At 63.4% G+C, this 21388-nt stretch carries 20 protein-coding genes; 3 read left to right on the forward strand and 17 right to left on the reverse strand.

The window, feature by feature from the left end; genetic code table 11:
• Positions 1-34: 34 nt before the first annotated feature.
• The gene (gene acnB / locus OOT43_RS08125) at positions 35-2611 is read right to left on the reverse strand and encodes a bifunctional aconitate hydratase 2/2-methylisocitrate dehydratase (protein ID WP_266024353.1); all 2577 of its coding nucleotides are present in this window, start codon (positions 2609-2611) and stop codon (positions 35-37) included.
• A gap of 292 nt (positions 2612-2903) precedes the next feature.
• Here acnB and OOT43_RS08130 point away from each other — a divergent pair, with 292 nt between their 5' ends.
• Positions 2904-3845 (forward strand): histone deacetylase family protein, encoded by a 942-nt coding sequence (locus OOT43_RS08130; RefSeq protein WP_266024354.1) that lies wholly within the window; start codon positions 2904-2906, stop codon positions 3843-3845.
• 3 nt (positions 3846-3848) lie between these two features.
• Here OOT43_RS08130 and OOT43_RS08135 read toward each other — a convergent pair whose 3' ends face one another.
• From OOT43_RS08135 to OOT43_RS08200, 14 genes are all read right to left on the reverse strand, one after another.
• Positions 3849-4934: a nucleotidyltransferase family protein gene (locus OOT43_RS08135; RefSeq protein WP_266024355.1), complete on the reverse strand. Its 1086-nt coding sequence runs from the start codon at positions 4932-4934 to the stop codon at positions 3849-3851.
• Complete coding sequence (locus OOT43_RS08140; protein ID WP_266024356.1) at positions 4913-5125, reverse strand: hypothetical protein; 213 nt, start codon at positions 5123-5125, stop codon at positions 4913-4915. The genes OOT43_RS08135 and OOT43_RS08140 overlap by 22 nt, the downstream gene beginning before the upstream one ends.
• A 205-nt stretch (positions 5126-5330) precedes the next feature.
• Positions 5331-6650 carry a UDP-glucose dehydrogenase family protein gene (locus OOT43_RS08145; protein ID WP_266024357.1) on the reverse strand — a complete coding sequence of 440 codons (1320 nt, stop codon included), beginning with the start codon at positions 6648-6650 and terminating at the stop codon, positions 5331-5333.
• A gap of 31 nt (positions 6651-6681) precedes the next feature.
• Positions 6682-7863, reverse strand: coding sequence for an O-succinylhomoserine sulfhydrylase (locus OOT43_RS08150; RefSeq protein WP_266024358.1), 1182 nt, complete (start codon positions 7861-7863; stop codon positions 6682-6684).
• Between the two features lie 12 nt (positions 7864-7875).
• Complete coding sequence (gene purF, locus OOT43_RS08155) at positions 7876-9384, reverse strand: amidophosphoribosyltransferase (protein ID WP_266024359.1); 1509 nt, start codon at positions 9382-9384, stop codon at positions 7876-7878.
• Between the two features lie 35 nt (positions 9385-9419).
• Positions 9420-9953: a CvpA family protein gene (locus OOT43_RS08160; protein WP_266024360.1), complete on the reverse strand. Its 534-nt coding sequence runs from the start codon at positions 9951-9953 to the stop codon at positions 9420-9422.
• Positions 9954-9956: 3 nt separating this feature from the next.
• Entirely contained in the window at positions 9957-10787 is an 831-nt protein-coding gene (locus OOT43_RS08165; protein ID WP_266024361.1) for an SPOR domain-containing protein, read from the reverse strand.
• 8 nt (positions 10788-10795) lie between these two features.
• On the reverse strand, positions 10796-12076 hold the full coding sequence (folC, locus tag OOT43_RS08170) for a bifunctional tetrahydrofolate synthase/dihydrofolate synthase (protein ID WP_266024363.1): 1281 nt from the start codon (positions 12074-12076) through the stop codon (positions 10796-10798).
• 3 nt (positions 12077-12079) lie between these two features.
• The gene (gene accD, locus OOT43_RS08175; RefSeq protein WP_266024364.1) at positions 12080-13057 is read right to left on the reverse strand and encodes an acetyl-CoA carboxylase, carboxyltransferase subunit beta; all 978 of its coding nucleotides are present in this window, start codon (positions 13055-13057) and stop codon (positions 12080-12082) included.
• Between the two features lie 14 nt (positions 13058-13071).
• Positions 13072-13875: a tryptophan synthase subunit alpha gene (trpA, locus tag OOT43_RS08180; protein ID WP_266024365.1), complete on the reverse strand. Its 804-nt coding sequence runs from the start codon at positions 13873-13875 to the stop codon at positions 13072-13074.
• Positions 13872-15083, reverse strand: coding sequence for a tryptophan synthase subunit beta (gene trpB, locus OOT43_RS08185; protein WP_266024366.1), 1212 nt, complete (start codon positions 15081-15083; stop codon positions 13872-13874). Before trpB ends, trpA begins: the two co-directional genes overlap by 4 nt.
• Positions 15058-15726, reverse strand: coding sequence for a phosphoribosylanthranilate isomerase (locus tag OOT43_RS08190; protein WP_266024367.1), 669 nt, complete (start codon positions 15724-15726; stop codon positions 15058-15060). The genes trpB and OOT43_RS08190 overlap by 26 nt, the downstream gene beginning before the upstream one ends.
• Positions 15723-16538, reverse strand: a complete 816-nt coding sequence (truA, locus tag OOT43_RS08195) for a tRNA pseudouridine(38-40) synthase TruA (protein WP_266024369.1) — start codon at positions 16536-16538, stop codon at positions 15723-15725. Before truA ends, OOT43_RS08190 begins: the two co-directional genes overlap by 4 nt.
• Before the next feature lie 231 nt (positions 16539-16769).
• Complete coding sequence (locus OOT43_RS08200) at positions 16770-17237, reverse strand: cysteine rich repeat-containing protein (protein ID WP_266024371.1); 468 nt, start codon at positions 17235-17237, stop codon at positions 16770-16772.
• A gap of 298 nt (positions 17238-17535) precedes the next feature.
• Here OOT43_RS08200 and OOT43_RS08205 point away from each other — a divergent pair, with 298 nt between their 5' ends.
• The gene (locus OOT43_RS08205; protein WP_266024372.1) at positions 17536-18219 is read left to right on the forward strand and encodes a protein-methionine-sulfoxide reductase heme-binding subunit MsrQ; all 684 of its coding nucleotides are present in this window, start codon (positions 17536-17538) and stop codon (positions 18217-18219) included.
• Between the two features lie 281 nt (positions 18220-18500).
• On the opposite strand, the gene OOT43_RS08210 is transcribed toward OOT43_RS08205, so the two are convergent.
• Together OOT43_RS08210 and OOT43_RS08215 are read right to left on the reverse strand one after the other, a co-directional pair.
• Positions 18501-19061 carry a hypothetical protein gene (locus OOT43_RS08210; protein WP_394358041.1) on the reverse strand — a complete coding sequence of 187 codons (561 nt, stop codon included), beginning with the start codon at positions 19059-19061 and terminating at the stop codon, positions 18501-18503.
• Positions 19062-19429: 368 nt separating this feature from the next.
• Positions 19430-19756: a hypothetical protein gene (locus OOT43_RS08215; protein WP_266024375.1), complete on the reverse strand. Its 327-nt coding sequence runs from the start codon at positions 19754-19756 to the stop codon at positions 19430-19432.
• Between the two features lie 1283 nt (positions 19757-21039).
• Between OOT43_RS08215 and OOT43_RS08220 the strand changes: the two genes are divergently transcribed.
• Positions 21040-21270 carry a DUF1353 domain-containing protein gene (locus tag OOT43_RS08220; RefSeq protein WP_266024376.1) on the forward strand — a complete coding sequence of 77 codons (231 nt, stop codon included), beginning with the start codon at positions 21040-21042 and terminating at the stop codon, positions 21268-21270.
• The last annotated feature ends 118 nt before the right edge of the window (positions 21271-21388 follow it).

The raw sequence follows: 21388 nt of genomic DNA on the forward strand, positions 1-21388 counted from the left end.
GCCCAACGTCGCAACGAATCCCTGCCGACCGCCCTCAAGCCGCTTCCACGTCCGTCACCTCCGCCGCCCGCTCGGCGTAAGCCGGCGTCCGGTCGAAATTCAGATAGCGGTAGGTGTCGGCCGCGGCCTCATCGATCTTGCCGGCATAGGCCATGTACTCCTCCACGCTCGGAATCCGGCCCAGCATGGAGCACACCGCCGCCAGTTCGGCCGAAGCCAGGAACACCCGGGCGCCGGCCCCGAGGCGGTTGGGGAAGTTGCGGGTGGAGGTCGACACCACCGTGGCATTGTCGGCCACCCGCGCCTGGTTGCCCATACACAAGGAACAGCCGGGCATCTCGGTGCGGGCGCCGGCCTTGCCGTAGGTGGCGTAATAGCCTTCCTCGGTGAGCTGGGCCTGATCCATGCGGGTGGGCGGAGCGATCCACAACCGGGTCGGGGTGGGCTTGCCGAAAGCTTCCAGCAGCCTGCCCGCGGCGCGGAAGTGGCCGATGTTGGTCATGCAGGAGCCGAGGAATACCTCGTCGATGTGGGTGCCGGCGACCTGCGACAGCGGCTTGACGTCGTCCGGATCGTTCGGACAGCAAAGCAAAGGCTCGGTGATCTGGTTCAGGTCGATCTCGATGATTTCGGCGTACTCGGCGTCCGCGTCGGCCTCCAGCAATTGCGGATCGGCCAGCCAAGCCTCCATCGCCGCGATGCGCCGCCGCAGGGTGCGCGCATCGCCGTAGCCTTCGGCGATCATCCAGCGCAGCAGGGTGATGTTGGAATGCAGGTATTCTTCGATCGGCGCCTTGTTCAGCTTGATGGTGCAGGCCGCCGCCGAACGCTCGGCCGAGGCATCGGCCAGCTCGAAAGCCTGTTCGACCTTGAGATCCGGCAGTCCCTCGATCTCCAGGATGCGGCCGGAGTACACGTTCTTCTTGCCCTGCTTCTCGACCGTCAGCAAGCCCCGCTGCAGCGCCGCGTAGGGAATCGCATGCACCAGGTCGCGCAGGGTGATCCCGGGCTGCATCTCGCCCTTGAAGCGCACCAGCACCGATTCCGGCATGTCCAGCGGCATCACCCCGGTAGCGGCGGCGAAGGCCACCAGCCCGGAACCGGCGGGGAATGAGATGCCGATCGGGAAGCGGGTGTGCGAATCGCCGCCGGTGCCGACGGTATCCGGCAGCAGCATGCGGTTGAGCCAGGAATGGATGATGCCGTCGCCGGGCCGAAGCGACACGCCGCCTCGGTTCGTGATGAAATCCGGCAGGGTATGGTGGGTCTCGATGTCGACCGGCTTGGGATAGGCCGCGGTGTGGCAGAACGACTGCATCACCAGATCGGCCGAAAAGCCGAGGCAGGCCAGATCCTTCAACTCGTCCCGCGTCATCGGGCCGGTCGTGTCCTGCGAGCCCACCGTCGTCATGTGCGGTTCGCAGTAAGTGCCGGGACGGATACCGGCCACGCCGCAGGCCTTGCCGACGATCTTCTGCGCCAGGGTGTAGCCCTTGCCAGCATCGATCTGCGCCTTGGGCCGGCGGAACACTTCCGAAGGCAGCATACCCAAAGCCCTGCGGGCGCGGTCGGTGAGGCCGCGGCCGATGATCAGGTTGATGCGCCCCCCGGCCCGCACTTCGTCCAACAGAATGTCGCTCTTGAACGCGAACCGGCACAGCTCGGCGCCGCTACCGTGGTTCCGCACCACACCCTCGTACGGGTAGATGTCGATCACATCGCCCATGTGCATGGCGGTGACGTCGCATTCGATGGGCAACGCGCCCGAGTCTTCCATGGTGTTGAAGAAGATCGGCGCGATCTTGCCGCCGATGCAGACCCCGCCCTGTCGCTTGTTGGGCACGTGGGGAATGTCCTCGCCGGTGAACCACAGCACGGAATTCGTGGCCGACTTGCGCGACGAGCCGGTGCCGACCACGTCACCCACATAGGCCACCGGGAAGCCCTTGGCCTTGAGTTCGGCGATCTGAGCTTCGGCATCGTGGATACCCTCGCGCGGCACCTTCAGCATGGCCTTGGCGTGCAGCGGGATATCCGGGCGCGACCAGGCGTCCTGGGCCGGCGACAGGTCGTCGGTGTTGGTCTCGCCGGCCACCTTGAACACGGCCACGGTCAGCTTCTCGGGCACCTCCGGGCGGGAGGTGAACCATTCGGCTTCGGCCCAGGAGCGCAGCACGGCCTGGGCGTGGATGTTGCCGGCTTCCGCCTTGACCTGCACGTCGTGGAAGGCGTCGAACATGAGCAGGGTGCGGGACAAGCCGTGAACCGCAACCGGGGCCAGCGCCGGATGGTCCAGCAACTCGATCAGCGGCGCGACGTTGTAGCCGCCCAGCATGGTGCCGAGCAGCTCGGCGGCATGCCTGGGCGAAACGATCGGCGAAACCGCCTCTCCCCTGGCGACGGCAGCCAGAAAACCCGCCTTCACGTAAGCCGCCTCGTCCACTCCCGCCGGCACACGGTTGCTCAGGAGATCGAGCAGAAACGCCTCCTCGCCGACGGGCGGCGCCTTCAGCAATTCCACCAGGGCCACGGTCTGTTCGGCGGTCAGCGGCTTGGGCACCACGCCCTGTGCGGCACGTTCGGCCACGTGCTCTCGGTATTCGGTCAACATGTTCAACCCCAGATAAGTAAAGAAACCGGCCCCGCCCTCTTAACTCAACCCACTGCGGTAAAGCGATGCCGCTCCGGCAGGGAATGCCGGAGCCCAGAAGTCATGGACGACACGAGCTTGGCATTCCCTGTGTAGTCACGTAGGTCGGAACCGGCTTCATCGGGTTCCGACGCTAGGAAACCCCGCTTGGCGAAACCCAAAAAGACGGTTCCGCCCTACGCAACCGGAGCTGGGCGGGAAATATTAGGGCTATTATATGGAATAACCCGCTCCGAAACGGCATGCGCAGACGATGACGACGCTCTACATCGGCCATCCGGTCTTTCTCCGCCATGACACCGGCCCAGGCCATCCGGAAGGCTCGGTGCGCCTGAGCGCTGTCGAAACCGCCCTGGCGGCGCCGGAATTCCAGGGCCTGCGGCGTCTGCAGGCACCGCGCGCCGAAACCGCCCGGCTTGAACTGGTCCATTCCAAGAGGCACATCGAACGGGTGTTCGCCGCGATTCCGCAAACCGGCCATCACTTCCTCGATGCCGACACCGTGGTCTCGCCGGAATCGGGTGAAGCCGCCCTGCATGCGGTCGGCGCGGTATGCCTGGCCGTGGACGAGGTGATGGCCGGCACCGCGCGCAACGCCTTCTGCGCGGTGCGCCCGCCGGGACATCACGCCGAACCGGACACGGCCATGGGCTTCTGCCTGTTCAACAACGTCGCCATCGCCGCCGCCCATGCCCTCGCCAACCACGGGCTGAAACGCGTCGCCATCGTGGATTTCGACGTGCACCACGGCAACGGCACCCAGGCCGCGTTCAGGCGCAACCCGGCCGTCCTGTATGTCTCGACCCACCAGTATCCCTGGTATCCAGGCACGGGCAGCGCCAAGGAAACCGGCGTCGGCAACCTGGTCAACATCCCCCTGCCCGCGGGCACGGGCTCCGCGGCCTACCGCAGGGCCGTCACGGATATCGCGCTGCCCGCCATCGACAACTTCCGTCCCGAGCTGGTGCTTATCTCCGCCGGCTTCGACGCCCACCGCGACGACCCGCTGGCCGACCTCGCGCTCACCGAGGACGACTACGGCTGGATCACCGCGGAACTCGTGAAGCTGGCGGACCTCCATGCCCGCGGCCGCGTCGTCTCGGCACTCGAAGGCGGCTACGACCTGAATGCGCTGGGCCGGAGCGTCGCGGCGCACGTGCGGGAACTGCTCGCGGACCGGCGGTTTCAGAGCTGAAGCTTACAAAGGCTCGCCGGCGCGAAGGGCTCGATATTTCAACAGGAACCACGAGGGCGTCATCAGCCGATACGGCAGCTTTAATACCGCCGGCAGGTAGCGCCGGGTCAAAAAATAGGGGCTGAACGCCCGCGACCAGGCGCCGGAAGTCTGAACACGCCTGGCGAGACCGAATGCCGACCGGCTGCCCCGGGGCATGGGCAATTCGGCGGGATAGGGCTGTCCGTACCAGTACTCGGCCAGGAGCAGATACACGGCCAAGTCGCGCCTGCGCCCCGGCTGCAGCCGCTCCGCCAGCACTCGCCAATCCAGGGCCCCGGCGAAATCCCGCAGACGGACGAATTCGAGCAACTGGCGATGGTTCACGGAAAAATAAACGTTTCCCCTATCCTGAATGTGGGTGTGCAGGAAATTATGGAGCAATCGTGTCGCCAGATCGGGAACCCGGATCCGCGCGCCGTTCAGCGATGACAACGCAGGCTCGCCCATTCCGGCCCGGAGGCAAGCGTCGTCGCGCTCATCGCGCAGCATGCGGACATGGAGCTCCACCGTGACCGGAAGCCCCGGATGCAGCAAGGGCTGGACATGGTGCATGTCTTCCCGGTCCCTCGCCAACATCCGGTCCTTCGGCGCGCGCCGATAACCGGATCGCAGGAGGGTCTCATGCGCCTCCCAGACTCTGTCCCCAGGCACCAGCAGATCGAGATCGCCGATAACCCGGTCTTCCGCTCCGGGATACTGGTCCGGTACCAGGGCAATGGCACCCTTGAGCGCGACCGGCTCGATACCGATACCGTTGAGCAATCCGGCGATATTGGTCAGCTCGTCCCGAAATGCCCGGTTACGGACGCGGTTGAGGGTCGTGACCGTCTCCAGGTATTCCTGAATGTCCTCAGGCAGCGCATCGAACAAACCGTGGCGCCTGAAGGCGTCGGCGAGGCTCGGCGTGACGAGATGATTTCCTGCAAGCTGCATCGTAGCTCGCCAGCTTACCGAACCGGTGAGAACCTGAGGTTTCACTCCCTCGCTTACGCCAACTGCAGGAGTGAGGCATCGGCAGAGGAATTTCAGGTTTCCGGCGGTATCCATACCTGCACTTCCCGCACTGGCAACCAGGACCGGCCGGTTTGAGTGCACACGGCGAATTCGAAACGCTCGCGCGCCATCGCCACGCCGATTTCCACACCCGGATAGACCAGGGCGTATCCCTGCACCGAGGAGACCCAACTCGCCAGGGCATCCGGCCTCCTCCGACAGTCATTCTCACCACTTGTCCCCATGCTTGCTCCGTCATCAGGTGCCGCTGATGAATCTAGATGCTTACATTTGAGGATAAGTTCCCTTGACTTTTAACAAATTTGCTCTACGTCACCCTCTTCATACGGGATCAATACGTTGGAACATCCCGTGAGTTCCGTTCCGGCTTAGCGAAACCGGAGCCAAAATCGGGATGCGGCGAAAAAATCCGGCCGGACGTCCTGGCCGTCACCGCCCGATGGCGAAATAATCGAAGCCCTGCGCCTTCATGTGCGCAGGGTCGTAGATGTTGCGGCCGTCGAAGACCGCGGGGCGCGTCAGGGTCTGCTTGATTTCGTCGAAATCGGGGCTCCGGAACACGTTCCATTCGGTGACCACCGCCAGCGCATCGGCGCCCTGCAGGGCCGATTCCGGCGAATCGCACAGGATCAGGTCCGCCCGCTCACCGTAGACGCGATGAGCCTCCTCCCTCGCCACCGGGTCGAAGGCCCGTACTTTCGCTCCCGCCTGCCACAACGCTTCCATCAGCGTGCGGCTGGGCGCTTCGCGCATGTCGTCGGTGTTCGGCTTGAAGGCCAGGCCCCAGACGGCGATGGTCCTGCCGGCCAGATCGCCGCCGAAATAGGCACTGATCTTCTCGAACAGCTTTTCCTTCTGGCGGTCGTTCACCGCCTCCACCGCCTGCAATAATTGGGCGGGATAGCCGGCGTCACGGGCGGTGCGCTCGAGCGCCTTGACGTCCTTGGGGAAGCAGGAGCCGCCGTAGCCGCAGCCGGGATAGATGAAGTGGTAGCCGATGCGCGGGTCCGAACCGATGCCGACGCGGACCTTCTCGATGTCGGCGCCGAGCCGCTCGGCGAGATTGGCCAGCTCGTTCATGAAGCTGATCTTGGTGGCCAGCATGGCGTTGGCGGCGTACTTGGTCAGCTCGGCGGAGCGGATGTCCATGCACACCATGCGGTCGTGGCTGCGGTTGAACGGGGCGTAGAGCGCGCGCAGCAGTTCGGTGGTGCGCGGGTTGTCGGTGCCGACCACGATCCGGTCCGGCTTCATGAAATCCTCGATGGCCGCGCCCTCCTTGAGGAATTCCGGATTGGAGACCACGTCGAACTCGATGGCGGCGCCGCGCCGGGCCAGCACTTCGCTCACGGCCCCGCGCACCTTGTCCGCCGTCCCCACCGGCACGGTGGACTTGTTGACGACGACCCGGTAGTCCTGCATCCGCTCGCCGATGCTGCGCGCCACCGCCAGCACGTATTGCAGGTCGGCCGAGCCGTCCTCGTCAGGCGGGGTGCCGACGGCGATGAACTGGAACAGGCCATGGCTCACGCCGAGGTCGACGTCGGTGGTGAACTGCAGGCGGCCGGCCGCCATGTTGCGCTTGATGATGGTATCGAGGCCCGGCTCGTAGATCGGCACTTCACCCTGGTTGAGACGCTGGATCTTGTCCGCGTCGATGTCGATGCAGACGACGTCGTTGCCGACCTCGGCCAGACAGGCGCCGGTGACCAGGCCGACATAGCCGGAACCAAAGATGGTGACTTTCATGCGGTTTCCTTGGAAATAAGAAAAAAGGACTTTAGGCGAAGCGGGATAGATCGGCCTGAATGTCGGCAAGGCTCTCCAGGCCGACGGCAATGCGCACCAGCCCGTCGGCGATGCCGGCCGCAGCCCTGGCTTCCCGGCTCAGGCGGCCGTGGGTGGTGGTCGCCGGATGGGTGATGGTGGTCTTGGCGTCGCCCAGGTTACCGGTGATCGACAGCAGCCGGGTACTGTCGATCAGACGCCAGGCGGCTTCCTGCCCCCCCTTCACCTCGAAGCTGACGATGCCGCCGAAGCCGGATTGCTGGCGGGCGGCCAGTTCGTGCTGAGGATGGCTGGCGAGCCCCGGGTAATGCACCCGCGCCACCCAGGGCTGCGCTTCCAGCCAGCGAGCCAGGCCGAGCGCGTTTTCGCAATGGGCTTTCATCCGCAGACTCAGCGTTTCCAGGCCTTTGAGGAACACCCAGGCGTTGAACGGGCTCATGCTGGGACCGCCGGTGCGCAGGAAGGGATAGATTTCGGCATCGAGCAGCTCGCGCCCGCCGACGATAGCCCCGCCCACGCAGCGGCCCTGGCCATCCAGGTACTTGGTGGCGGAATGGATCACGATGTCCGCGCCCAACGCCAGCGGCCGCTGCAAGGCGGGGGTGCAGAAGCAGTTGTCCACCACCAGCAGGCAGCCGCGGGCGTGGGCGATTTCAGCGAGCCGGGGGATGTCGGCGATTTCGGTCAACGGATTGGAGGGCGTCTCCAGAAACAGAAAACGGGTCTCGGGCCGGATGGCCGCTGCCCAGCCTTCGTAGTCGGTGAGACCGACGAAAGTCGTCGGCACCCCGAACTTGGCCAGGTAGTTCTGGAACAGCATGGTGGTGTTCCCGAAAACGCTGCGCGAGCACACCACGTGATCGCCTGCCTTCAGCAGGCCGAACGCCGTGCTGGCGATGGCGGCCATGCCGGAGCCGACGGCGACGCAGCGCTCCCCGCCTTCCAGCGCGGCCAACCTTTCCTCGAAGGTGCGCACCGTGGGGTTGGTGAAGCGCGAGTAGATGTTGCCCGGCGCCTTGCCGGCGAAGCGCTCGGCCGCCTCGGCGGCACTCCGGAATACGTAGCTGGAAGTGGCGAAGATCGGCTCCGCGTGCTCCTGCTCCATCGTCCGGCGCTGCCCGGCGCGCACGGCCCGGGTTTCCATGGCGAATTCGTTCCAGTCCAGATCGTCCACGTGTCCTGCTCCTCAGACGGTGTTGTAAAGGTCGATGGCCGTCGCGCCAACTTCCCGCAGGGCCTTCGCCCCGTCCGAGCGGTGCTTGCTCAGACGGTCCAGGTAGGCTTGGTCGATGTCGCCGGTGACGTAGTCCTTGTCGAAGCACGAAGTGTCGAATCTGGGGATGAACGGGTTGCCCTTCTGCACCGATTCGACCAAATCGGCCAAGTCCTGGTAGACCAGCCAATCCGCCCCCAGCTCTTCCCGCACTTCCTCGTCGGTCCGGCCGTGCGCGATCAGTTCCTCGACCGCCGGCATGTCGATGCCGTACACATTGGGGTAGCGCACCGGCGGCGAGGCCGAAGCGAAATAGACCTTGCGGGCGCCGGCATCGCGGGCCATCTGGATGATCTGGGTCGAGGTGGTGCCGCGCACGATGGAATCGTCCACCAGCAGCACGTTCTTGCCCTTGAACTCCAGGTCGATGGCATTGAGTTTCTGCCGCACCGATTTCTTGCGCAGGGTCTGGCCCGGCATGATGAAGGTGCGCCCGATGTAGCGGTTCTTGATGAAGCCCTCACTGTATTTCACCCCCAGCCGGTTGGCGAGCTGCAGCGCCGAAGTGCGACTGGTATCCGGGATGGGAATGACCACGTCGATATCGTGCTCGGGGCGCTCCCTGAGAATCTTGTCGGCCAGCTTGTCGCCCATGCGCAGCCGGGCCTTGTAGACGGAGATGTCGTCAATGATGGAGTCCGGCCGGGCGAAATAGACGAATTCGAAGATACACGGCGAGTACACGACGTGTTCGGCGCACTGCCGGGTATGCAGGGTGCCGTCCTTCTCGATCAGAATCGCCTCGCCCGGCGCCACGTCCCGGACCAGCTCGAATCCCAGCACGTCCAGCGCCACGCTCTCGGAGGCGATCATGTATTCCTTGCCGTAATCGCCGTCGCGCTCGCCGAACACCAGGGGACGAATGCCATGCGGATCGCGAAAGCCGACGACGCCGAAACCCGTGACCATCGCCACTACGGCGTAAGCGCCCCGGCAGCGCCGGTGCACCGCGGAGACGGCGCGGAACACGTCGTCCGCCGACACGCGCAGCTTGCCGATGCCCTGCATTTCGTGGGCGAAGACATTGAGCAGGACTTCCGAATCCGAATCGGTATTGATGTGGCGCTGGTCCTGCCGGAACAGCTCACGCTTGAGCGTTTCCGCGTTGGTCAAGTTGCCGTTGTGAGCGAGCGAGATGCCATAGGGCGAATTGACGTAGAACGGCTGGGCTTCCGCGGTGCTGGCACAGCCCGCGGTGGGATAGCGCACATGGCCGATGCCCATCGAGCCCTTCAGCTCGACCATATGGCGGGTGTGGAACACGTCCCGCACCAGGCCGCTTTCCTTGCGAAGATGCAGCCGCTCCCTTTCGCAGGTCACGATGCCGGCGGCGTCCTGGCCGCGATGCTGAAGCACGGTAAGCGCCTCGTACAATTCCTGGTTGACCTCATCGTTGGAAACGATACCGGCAATTCCGCACATAGCCTGAACCTGTAAAGCAATTGAACGAGGGGTTGTTAAGGATAGGCCACCTGGCCTGCGATTTCAGCCGGCAGCAGCGTCTTGATCCATAAAGCCATGGACTGGAACGGCGGGATCAGGCGCGACTCCCGCCACCACGGGTCCCTGGGCAGCGGCGTGAACCCGGCCAGGAGCACCAGCACCGATACCAGCAGCACGCCGCGCGCCAGCCCGAACACCAGCCCGGCCAGCCGATCGGAGCCGCCCAGCCCGGTGCCCGTCACCAGCCGCCCGAGCAAAAAACCCGTGAGGCCGCCCGCCATCAGGCTGACCAGGAAGATCGCGACGAAGGCGGCGCCGAGCCGCAGCGAGGGCACCGAGATCAGGTTCTCGAGATGGACCGCCAGGTCCTGGCTGAACCGCAACCCCAGCCAGATCGACAAAGCCCAGGCTCCCAGCGAGAACACCTCTCGCACCAAGCCGCGGACCAGCCCGACCAGTGCGGACAGGCCCATCAACGCGATGATGAGATAGTCGGCCCAGGTCAGATCACCCGCCACCGCCGTGCCCGGCGCGACCTGCGGAAACATCGCCTAGCGGGCGCGGGACGGCACCAGATAGCCGCGGATGCCGGCGACCGATTCGAGTTGGCGCAGCGCCTGCTCGGCCTTGGCCTTGTCGGGCTCCGGCCCGATTCGAACACGGTAGGTCACCTTCCCGGTGCTGCCGCGGACGGTTTCGGCAAAGGCCGGCAACTTGTTCTGACGCAGCTTTTCGACCAGCGCCTTGGCGTTGGCCTCCTCGACGAAGCTTCCCGCCTGCACCAGCCAGGCTGAAGCTCCGGCGGCCGGCGTCGCAGGCGGTGCGTTTTCCGGCTTGCGGATCGGCGGCTCCACCGGCACCGCTTTCGCTTGGGGTTTGGCTACCTTGTCTGCCGGCGGTCTGCTCTCGGCCGGCGCGGCGGTCGCCGCGGGGGTCTTCTTCGGTGCGACCGGCTTCGCCGTGGGCTTGACCGTCGGCGCCGCTTCCTGGGGCGGCATGTCCTCTTCAACCAGTCCGTCTGCCGGCGCTTCTTCCCCTCCGGTGGGCTGGCCGGGTTTCTCCGTCAATGGGGCCCCTCCGCGTCTCGCTGCCGGCGAAGGCGGGGCCGCGCCCTCCCCGGCCGCACCGTTTTCGCCGCCCGTGATCGGAATAACGCGATCCGCCCCTTCGGCTTCCACCGGCTCGGCCGTCGCGACCTCGTCCACCGAGCGCGGCAATTCGACCGGCTGTTCCTCCATATCCTTCGGCATCGGCGGAATCTCGCCCACTTCCGCATGGGAAGGCTCGTCCAGTTTCTCGTCGAACAGCATGGGCACGAAAATCACGGCGAAGGCGACGATGACCGTTGCGCCGATCAACCGCTGTTTCAACTGTTCATCCATACATTTCCTCAGACATTGAGCGCATTTGCTTCGATTCGGGCCAGATACTCGGCGACCAGGAAAAAAGAACCGAAAACCAGAACGATGGATTCATTCTCGGCATTTCGATGCACCCTTGCAAACGCCTCGGCGGCGTCGGCAAACCCCTGATGCACGCCTTCCACGCCGAGTCCGGCGAAAACCGGCATCAGGATGTCCGGCGTCGCCGCCCGCGGCAGTTGCAGGGGCGCGAGATACCAGTCGTCGACCAGATCGCGGATGCACCCGACCACGCCGCGGATGTCCTTGTCGCGCATCATGGCGAACACCGCGTGCACCGGGCGCTCCCGCTTGAACTCCCGCAGGAACTCCGCAAGCACGCGGACGGCATGGGGATTGTGAGCCACGTCGAGCAGCACGGTCGGCTCACCCTCCATTATCTGGAACCGGCCCGGCAGGTAAATGTTCGCCAGCCCCGACCGGACGGCCGCCTCCGGTACCGGGAACCGCGGCCTGATGGCCTCGATCACCTGCAACACCGCGGACATGTTGAAATACTGATGGTCGCCCCGCAGGCAGGGCTTGGGCAGCGCCGTATGGCTTTCGCCGCGTCCGTACCAAGTCCAGTCGTCGTCATCACGCCGGAAGAAAAATTCGCGCCCCTGCATCAGCAAGTCCGCACCGATATCCTCCGCGTATCGCAATACCGTGGCCGGAGCATCGGGATCGCCCAGGACGCAGGGTCGCCCTTCCCGAAAGATGCCGGCCTTCTCCTGTCCGATGGCCTCGCGGGTCAGGCCCAGCCATTCCTCATGGTCAATGCCGATGCTGGCGACCAGCGCGGCATCGGTGTCGACGATGTTGACGGCATCGAGCCGCCCGCCGAGGCCGACCTCGAGGATCTGCACGTCGAGTTCGGCGCGGCGGAAGATGTCCAGCGCCGCCAGCGTGCCGAACTCGAAGAAACTCAGCGTGGTGTCGCCGCGCACCGCTTCGATCCGTTCGAACGAAGCGCAGATGGCCGCGTCGTCGACCGGCATCCCGTCGATGCAGATGCGCTCGTTGTAGCGCAGGATGTGAGGCGAGGTGTAGGCGCCGACGCGGTAACCGGCCCGGCGCAGGATGGTATCCAGCGCCGCGACGCAGGAGCCCTTGCCGTTGGTGCCACCGACGGTGATGGTGAAGGGCCGGTCCTGGTCCGGATTGAACGCGCGGTAGACCCTGCGAACCCGCTCCAGGCCGAGATCGATGGCCTGAGGGTGGAGGGTCTCCTGCCAGGACAGCCACTCCCCGAGAGTCGAGAAGCGCATCGGCTATTCGGCTTCCGGGTCGTCCACCGGCAACGCGGAAAGATAATGGGCCAAATCGGCATCGCTGCCGGCCTCCCCGATAACCGGAGACACAGCCTTCTGCACCGCTGGAGCGATCGTCCGGCCGTCGCGCGTCATAAGCCCCAGCAGGGCGGCGATGCGTTCGCGCAGGTCGCGGCGGTCGACGATCATGTCGACGGCACCGTGTTCGAGCAGGAACTCGCTGCGCTGAAACCCTTCCGGAAGCTTCTCCCGCACCGTCTGCTCGATCACTCGGGGGCCGGCGAAACCGATCAGGGCACCTGGTTCTGCAATGTTGATGTCGCCCAGCATGGCGAAGCTGGCCGAGACCCCGCCCATGGTCGGGTCGGTCAGGACGGAGACAAATGGAATCCTCGCCTTGGACAGCCGCCCCAGGGCGGCGCTGGTCTTGGCCATCTGGAACAGCGACAACAGCGATTCCTGCATGCGGGCGCCGCCGCTGGCGCTGAAAATCACGAATGGCACGCCATGCTCCAGGCTGTGGTTAACACCGCGCACGAAGCGTTCCCCGACCACCGAGCCCATGGAGCCGCCCATGAACTCGAAATTGAAAGCGCCGGCCACGACCGGCAGGCCCAGCAGTTGGCCGGCCACCACGATCAGCGCGTCCTTTTCGCCGGTCGCCTTCTGCGCCTGCAGCAGACGGTCCTTGTACTTCTTGCTGTCCTTGAATTTCAGCGGGTCCTGAGGTGCCAGGCCATCGCCGATTTCCAGCCGATTGCCCGGATCGAGAAACAGGTGCAGGCGCTTGCGTGCGGAAATGCGCATATGGTGCGAGCACTTCGGACAGACCTCGAGATTGCGCTCGACTTCCGACTTGTACAGGATCGCATTGCAATTCGCGCACTTGCACCACAGCCCCTCGGGCACCGTGCTCTTGGTCGAAGCCTCGGTGCGGATCTTGGACGGAACGAGTTTATGGAACCAGCTCAAGGTCATGATCTCTCCCGCATTCAGGCATCCAGCGCCCGCCGCATGGCGGCGAGCAGGTCGACGATGTCCTTGCGCGCCTGTTCGGGCCGGTCCTGAGCCGCCGCGATCTTTTCCACCAGGGCACTGCCCACCACTACGGCATCGGCGAACCTGCCGATCGCCGCCGCGATCTCGGCGTTCTTGACGCCGAAACCGACCCCGACGGGCAGATCGGTCAGCGACTTGATGTGGGCGATCCTGGTTTCGACTTCGCCGAGGTCGAGGTGCGACGCCCCGGTCACCCCCTTGAGGGACACATAGTACAGATAGCCGCGACCGAGCGCCGCCATCTGCCGAACCCGCGCATCAGAACTGTTGGGCGCCAGCAGGAAGATCGGATCGATTCCCGCCTGGTGCAGCATCGGCACGAATTCGCCCGCCTCTTCCGGCGGCATGTCGACGGTCAGCACGCCGTCGACGCCGGCCGTCTTGGCGCGGTCGGCGAAGGCTTGGTAACCCATGCATTCGACGGGATTGAGGTAGCCCATCAGCACGATGGGCGTTGCCTGGTCGGTGCGACGGAACTCAGCCACGAGATCCAGGGTCTTGCGCAGGCTCATGTGATGGACAAGCGCCCGCTCGCTGGCTTTCTGGATCACCGGGCCGTCGGCCATGGGATCGGAAAACGGCACGCCCAGCTCGATGATATCGGCCCCGGCTTCGACCATGGCGTGCATGACCGGCACGGTAAAGCCGGGTTCCGGGTCACCTGCGGTGATGAAGGGGATCAGAGCCTTGCGCCCGTCCTGGCGCAGCGCTTGGAAAGTCGAGGTCAGACGGCTCACAGGACGATGCCCTCCCGGGTGGCGATGGTGTGGATGTCCTTGTCGCCGCGGCCGGACAGGTTGACCAGGACGATCTTGTCGGAACTGAGGGTCGGCGCCAGCTTGAGGGCATAGGCCACGGCATGGCTGGATTCCAGCGCCGGGATGATGCCCTCCAGCCGGGTCAAGATATGGAACGCCTCGAGCGCCTCGGCGTCGGTGGCACTGACGTAGGTCGCGCGGCCGGAATCCTTGAGCCAGGCGTGTTCCGGGCCGACGCCGGGATAATCCAGGCCTGCGGAAATGGAATGGGTCTCGATGATCTCGCCGTCCTCGTCTTCCATCAGATAAGTGCGGTTACCGTGCAGTACGCCGGGACGACCGGCGCTCAACGGCGCCGAATGGCGGCCGGTCTCGATGCCGTCACCGGCCGCTTCGACCCCGTACATGGCGATATCGCGGTCGTCGACGAAGGGGTAGAACAGGCCGATGGCGTTGGAACCTCCACCCACGCAGGCGACCAGAGCATCCGGAAGGCGCCCGGCCAGTTCCAGCATCTGCCGGCGCGCCTCACGCCCGATCACGGCCTGGAAGTCGCGCACCATGGTGGGATAGGGATGGGGGCCCGCCACCGTGCCGATGATATAAAAGGTGTCATCGACGTTGGTCACCCAGTCGCGCATGGCTTCGTTCAGGGCGTCCTTAAGCGTCCGGGAGCCAGACTCGACTGCCACCACGGTGGCGCCGAGCAGTTTCATCCGGAATACGTTGAGCGCCTGGCGCTGGACGTCGACCGCGCCCATGTAGACGACGCATTCCATCCCCAGCCGGGCGGCCACGGTGGCGGTTGCCACGCCATGCTGGCCGGCGCCGGTTTCGGCGATCACCCGCCGCTTGCCCATGCGCTTGGCCAACAGTGCCTGGCCGACGGTGTTGTTGACCTTGTGCGCGCCGGTGTGATTAAGGTCTTCGCGCTTGAAGTAGATCTGCGCGCCGCCGAGTTCCCGGCTCAAGCGTTCGGCGTGGTAGATCGGCGACGGACGGCCGACGTAATGGTTCAGATCGTGATCCAGCTCGGCGAGGAACTCCGGGTCCTTCATGTAGCGATAGTAGGCGGCTCTCAGCTCCTCCAACGGACCCATCAGGGTCTCGGCGACGAAAATGCCGCCGTAGGGTCCGAAATGGCCGCGTTCGTCCGGCAGGTTATAGGGCTGAATCTCGTCTCGCATAGTCAAAGTCGTATACCTCGCGTAAAAACGCCGCCATTTTGTCGTGGTCCTTGATTCCCTTCCGCTCACTTTCCACGCCGCTCGAAACATCGACCGCGTAAGGCCTCGCCGTCTCCAGGGCCTCTTTCACGTTGGCCGGGGTGAGCCCGCCCGCCAGGACCAGCGGCAGCGCACACCCAGCTTCCACCCTTCGCCAGTCGAAGCTCATGCCGGTTCCACCCTGCTCCCCCGGGTGGTAGGCATCCAGCAGCAGGCCGGCGGCCCCGGCGTACCGGCGCGCTTCGGTCCCGACGTCGACACCCGGCTTCATCCGGAGAGCCTTGATGTAGGGCCGGCCGAAGCCAGCGCAATACTCAGGGGATTCTTCGCCGTGAAACTGCAGCAGATCGATCCGTACGGAACCGCAGATTTCCCGAACCCGCTCCGGCTCGGCGTCCACGAACAGGCCCACCACCGTGACGAATGCCGGCACGGCCGAGGCAATAACCCGCGCCTGCGCGACACCCACGTTGCGCGGACTGGAACCATAGAACACCAGGCCCAGTGCATCGGCGCCGAGAGCCACCGCGCAAGCTACGTCCTCGGCCTGCGTGAAACCGCAAATTTTAACCCGAGTTCGCCCGGAGGGATATGCCGACATCATGATTCGTCATCCGGCTGATAGCGGCGGGCGTCCGCCGGCAGATGTTCGAAAGCGGGGTCGCGCGCCAGGCCGAATTCCTCCGGATAACACACACCGCCCAGGTAAAGCCCGTCCGGCGGCGCCGTGACCCCACCCTGGGCGCGGTCCCGCATGGACAGAAGCTCGCCAACCCAGGCCGGATCGTGCTTGCCCGCGCCCACCGCCATCAGTACCCCGGCGATGTTGCGCACCATATGGTGCACAAAAGCGTTGGCGCCAATTTCCATGACCACCCTTTCGCCTGCCCGGCGCACGTGCAGGAAATGCACGCGGCGGAATGGGCTGCGGGACTGGCACTGCTGAGCCCGAAAGGATGAGAAATCATGTTCCCCGATCAGGTGGGCCGCTCCTTCCCGCATCTTCTCGACGTCCAACGGCACGTGGCACCAAGTCAGCTGGCGGGGCCGCAAAGCGGAACGCATGGGGCGATTCAGTATCTCGTAGCGGTAATAGCGGGCGATGGCGCTCAACCGGGCGTGGAAATGGGGTTCGGTTTCCCGCACCCACAGGATCCGCACATCCTCCGGCAGCGCGGTATTGGCGCCAAGCAGCCAGGAGCGCTCGCTGCGCCGGCTTTCGGTATCGAAATGCACCACCTGCTCGATGGCATGGACGCCTGCATCGGTACGGCCCGCGCAGACGACCCGCACGGGAGCGTCGGCAACCCGGCTCAGCGCGTGCTCGACCACCGCCTGAATGGTGCGCTTGCCGTTCTGCCATTGCCAGCCGGCGAAGCCGCTACCGTCATATTCTATGCCTAGGGCGATCCTCATGTTCCGAGCCTGGGTCGGGGCGCGCTATCGTACCAGAAACGCCCCTGCCGGTTTATCCACAGATTCTGTGGATAATTCTGTGAACCCCCTGCAGACTGCCCGCGTAACACATTGATTTTAAAAAGCCCAGCCCAACCTGACAAAATCAAGACACCGCTTGTGCAGGCTCTTCGGGTGAGCCTGTATCGGCAAGGCGAAGGGGCTGTGCCGATACAGGCGGAATCGACCTTCTTATTTGATTTTGTTCAAACCCGTGTCTTGGATCGCCTGCTCACAACGCGAACTGACCTTGGCTTCGTTCTTTTCGAGGCAGGCCAACAGCCGACCTTCGCCGGGCTCGACGTTGGCGCAGTACTTGTCCAGATCGTCGTCGCACTCCGCAGCCACATAGCTCAAGGCATTGACTTCACGCTGAAGCTGAGCGGCAGCATCATAAATGGCGTATTCACAGCGCGTGGAAAGCTTGTCCTGGTAAGCGTAAAGACAAGCCAGTTGGCGTCCGTCGCCCGGCATCACGTCCTTGCAGAATTTTTCCAGTTCGGCCTTGCAGCCGGTCTTGAAAGTTGAAACCGGGTCTTCGGCCTGGGTCTGCTCGGCGGGCGCCGGAGCTTTAGTCTCAGCCTTCTTTGCCGCACAAGCGGGCTGCGTCATGAACGCCGCCAGCAGCAGGCCGGCGAACAGATATCGTGCACTGTACATGAGATGTTCCTGATTGATGGGTAATGTGAGGAATCGCGCACCCCCTTGCCCGCAAGTTCCGACCCGAACCGGTCCTTCCGTTGGCGGCGCACGCCCGGCATTGTAGCCAGACGTCCCGGGAAAACCTATCCGGCTTGAGGAACGGCCATCGTCCGAGGCAGTAGGCCGCCGTTTTGCAAAACGAAGACGGCGGACGGAAAATATCTGAGTGGAACACTCAACCATCCGAGCCATCTTCCGTTGCGGCCGCTCCTTACCAAAAAGGACAGGAGATCTCCTTCCGTACGCCCTCAAACACATGAGCAACTCGTCCGAACCCGCGACCCGGTTGCTGAACCGAGGACTCGTCGTCGCGGGGATATTCCCTTTCCTCTCCTTAGCGCTGGGTGCCGTTACCCACGGACTGGGCGCCAACCCCGTGGAGACCATTTCCCACAGCAGCGGCATTTGGACATTGAGGCTGTTGCTGTGCGCCCTTGCCATCACGCCTCTGGCCAAACTCCCCGGCGGACACTTTCTCAATCGCCTGCGTCGCACAGTTGCCCTGCTGGCTTTCTTCTACGCCTGCCTACATGTCTCGAGTTACCTGCTATTCGATCAGTTTTTCGACGCACGCGAAATCTGGCGGGACATTGCCAGGCGCCTCCCTGTTGCTGCCGGCATGACGAGCTTTCTGATAATGGTCCCCCTGGCCGCCACATCCAACCAGGCCATGATCCGTCGTCTCGGACGCGGCAACTGGCGCAGGCTGCACCGGTGGGCATACGCCGCCGCTGCGGCGGGCGTATTCCATTATTTCTGGCTGGTAAAGCGGGATACATCGGGGCCGGCATTCTACGCCGCGATCCTGGGGATCCTGCTGTGCCTCCGACTGAACGATGCAACCCGACAGCGAGCCGGCCGCGGCGGGATCGACCATCCTTCCGCCGGTCCGCACCGTCCTCCAACGGCAGACTCTTCGGAGCCACAGCCAACGGATTAGCGCCGGAACCGGCTGCCAAAGAACACGTCCTCACTGGCGCATCATGTCAATTCCCTTGAGTTCTATTGAGTTACTCGACGCCGTCCATGTAACAAGTTAACTACCTAATGCACATATCTGAAAAACAAAACCGCGCTATGTTTCTTGCCGTGGCCGGCGGTGGTTCCCCAGCCATATGAAATCTCAAGTTTCATGTCATGGAAACCAGTTGGCGGCGACCGGCGGCCCCCTTCAGTCGCCGGCCGCCGCCGCTTAGCTCCTCCGGCCCGGCGCTCCGGCCGTCAATGCTCCCCCACCTCCCTTGCGGCTTCGTTCCAAATCGGATTGTCCCGGTCCTGAGGATCGAGTTTGACCACGTCCACAGGGGAAATATGCCAGAACGAACGGTCGATCGTGCCCTCCTGATAATGAGCCTCTTTCCTTCCATGATAAAAGGGACACCACCAGTTCTCCACCAGCTTGACGAGATAGGCGTGCCATTCGAACAACCCGACACTGAACGGGCAATACCACGTACAGTTAAGTATCCAAAACAATTTGGACTGGGTTGGGCTAAGCCTGTAGCCAGGCTGCATGACGATTTGGTTCGAGAGCTTATATCGGAAGCTGGCTCGATCCGGGAGAAAATCTTTCAAAGTCTTTATATTTTCAGCCCCCATCAGCCTCAGATGGAAATAACTGATGTAGGCGCTGATTACTACAAAAGGCAGCGTCAGAATCGGCAAATAAATCAGAAGCACTCCGAATACACGCTTCGCATACGAGATGTCATTATGGTTTTTCCCGATTACGACGCAGCTCCCGTCCACCCCCGACGGACCACAAGTTTCGCACTTTTTCATTTTCAGCCTCAGCCAAAGCGTTCTAATTTTTATGAATGCGGCCCAGACATGCCTGAGACGCGGCCACATCCCCTCTGCTTTCGACGCCGGCAAGGACCTTTGCTGGCATCGCGGCGGAGAAACTATGAGGTCGAAAGCTCCGCGTCAAGCGGCATCGCGCCGCAGCGGCCCGGACTACCGGGATCGTGCACGAACGAGCCGCAGCAAACGCCATGGAGGGACAGCGCAACGATCGTACGGGTGCCGAATAGCCGCTGGCAAGTTCTTGAGCCGAGATGGCGAAGCATCAGGGGCGGAGCCTCCGTCCGGAACCCGCCCCCATTACGTGTCTGACCGGAGTGAAACAACCAGCCCGGCGATGAGAAGGGCTATTGCACGCCTTTCTTCAACGCATCGAGCAATTTGCTGCCGGAAGACGCGTCATCGCTGCCCACCAGTACCATCACGGTCATGTGATCGCCCATTCGAATGCATTCAATCACTGCCAGGGTCTTGTCCGTCCAGGAACGGACGGAGTCGGCATCCTTACTGATCCGTCCTGTCGTCTGCGCGGAAATGAGCGACTCGCCCCGGCTCACGCACTCGGCTTGGCTCAGAACCGACTGCATATGGTCCCAGTACATGTTAGGGGTAGCCAATGCAGCTTGGGACACGCCCCACAGGGCGACCAGCATCAAAGAACATTTTGCAAACATGGTCGGTCCTCCTCGTCTTCTATATCAAAAACGGGACCCGCTTCGGGAGCGTTTGCCGGATGAAGCGGAGACTGTCCTTGCAAGTTGCATATTACGGCAAGCATCACGAACTTGCCCAGAGGCCTATCGGGCAGTGACAGGATCGGACCGCTACCGGTGATTCCGGCCGCCTTCGCAGTCAGGCTTCGAAGGATTTACAGCCATCCAAAGTACCTGGCTTCAGGCTCGACAAGCTGCCGTCGGCACCCAGGGCGGTTCAATGCTGAAAAATTGATGCAATATGTCGCGATTTTCAAAATGGCTCCCGTTCTCCGCCCTGAAACAAAGCCTGCTGGCCATCCCGGATCATCGCCGCGCCCCAGGGACGGCTGTTCGACCTAACGCATCTGGCGCTGTTCGGCATCTTGGCGATCATGAGCGGCGCGACATCCTACCGGCGCATTCGTCAGGTCCTGCACACCCATCAGGCGGCTTTGAACGCGGCTTTCGGCTGCCGATGGCGCCGCGCGCTTGGCCGAAAGGGCGGATCGTACAGGGCCAGATCCTGATTGAGGAGGGGGCAAGAACCATGAAATCCAGACGGCCCAGCGCCTCATCGAAACCTTAGGATCGAGCGGGCGGCTCTATACGCTCGAAGCCCTCCACCTTCAAAAAACGGTTGAAACCGTGCGCGCCATCGGCAATAACCGCTTGGTGCGGCTGACTGACCAGAATCGTCATTACGAAAGCGCAGCCTCCTACATGGACACGCCAGGGAAAACTGGATGGACATCGAGCGGCTTGCGCACGCACCGCGGATTTCAACTTCTTGAGGATGCACCCGATCGCCATTCATTTGCTCATGACCCTTGCCCATAGTCGCGTCTTCGACGGCTTGCCCCTTCCGTGGCTGCCCTTGATGCTTTATACGATTGATTTGCGGGGCGATCATCGCCTCTCATCCTCTGCGACTGCCGCGGGCGGCGGCGAGCCGCGTCCATGAGCTGGAATATATCGAGTCCGCCCGCGCCAGGGCCATGCTGCCGGCGTTGTGGAACTCCAGGCGATCATCGAGAATGCGAACAAGTTGGACAAAGGGCCTTCGCACCATTTACCCGGCGAATTGGGTTCAGACCTTGCTGGCTCTGGCAGGAAGCGCATCGGCCTATACACTGCTGGATTATTTCCAGCTCGGCTGATCCATTTATTGTTCGATCCGATAAACACCGGATCACGGTCAAACCTTGACAGACCGCACCGCACGCGGGGCCGCCAGCCCCGATTTTTGACGAGAGGGGATCGCTATGAGCCAGTTTCTGAATGATTTGGAGGTACGTCTTTACGGCTGGGAAGAAGGCAGCGCCAATTGGATCACCCTTGCTTCTCTCCGCTACGAATCAACCTTTCTGGGGGATGCCGTATCCATTCCGGAAGAATTCGTCACGGATTTCGCGTCAGTGCCACGCCTTCCGCTTGCCTATCTATTGGCGCGAGGACGAGCGATACGTCCCGCCGTCATCCATGACTATGCCTAGCAAACCCACAGGCGCCCTCTGGAAATAGGCGGCAGCCGCCCGGTTACGCGCGAGGAGACGGATAACGTATTCAAGGAAGCCATGGAAGCCGACCCTTGGTCGGGCACGGGACCATGTA

Origin of the sequence: Methylococcus mesophilus (assembly GCF_026247885.1) — a bacterium.
In the GTDB taxonomy this organism is placed as follows: Bacteria; Pseudomonadota; Gammaproteobacteria; order Methylococcales; family Methylococcaceae; genus Methylococcus; species Methylococcus mesophilus.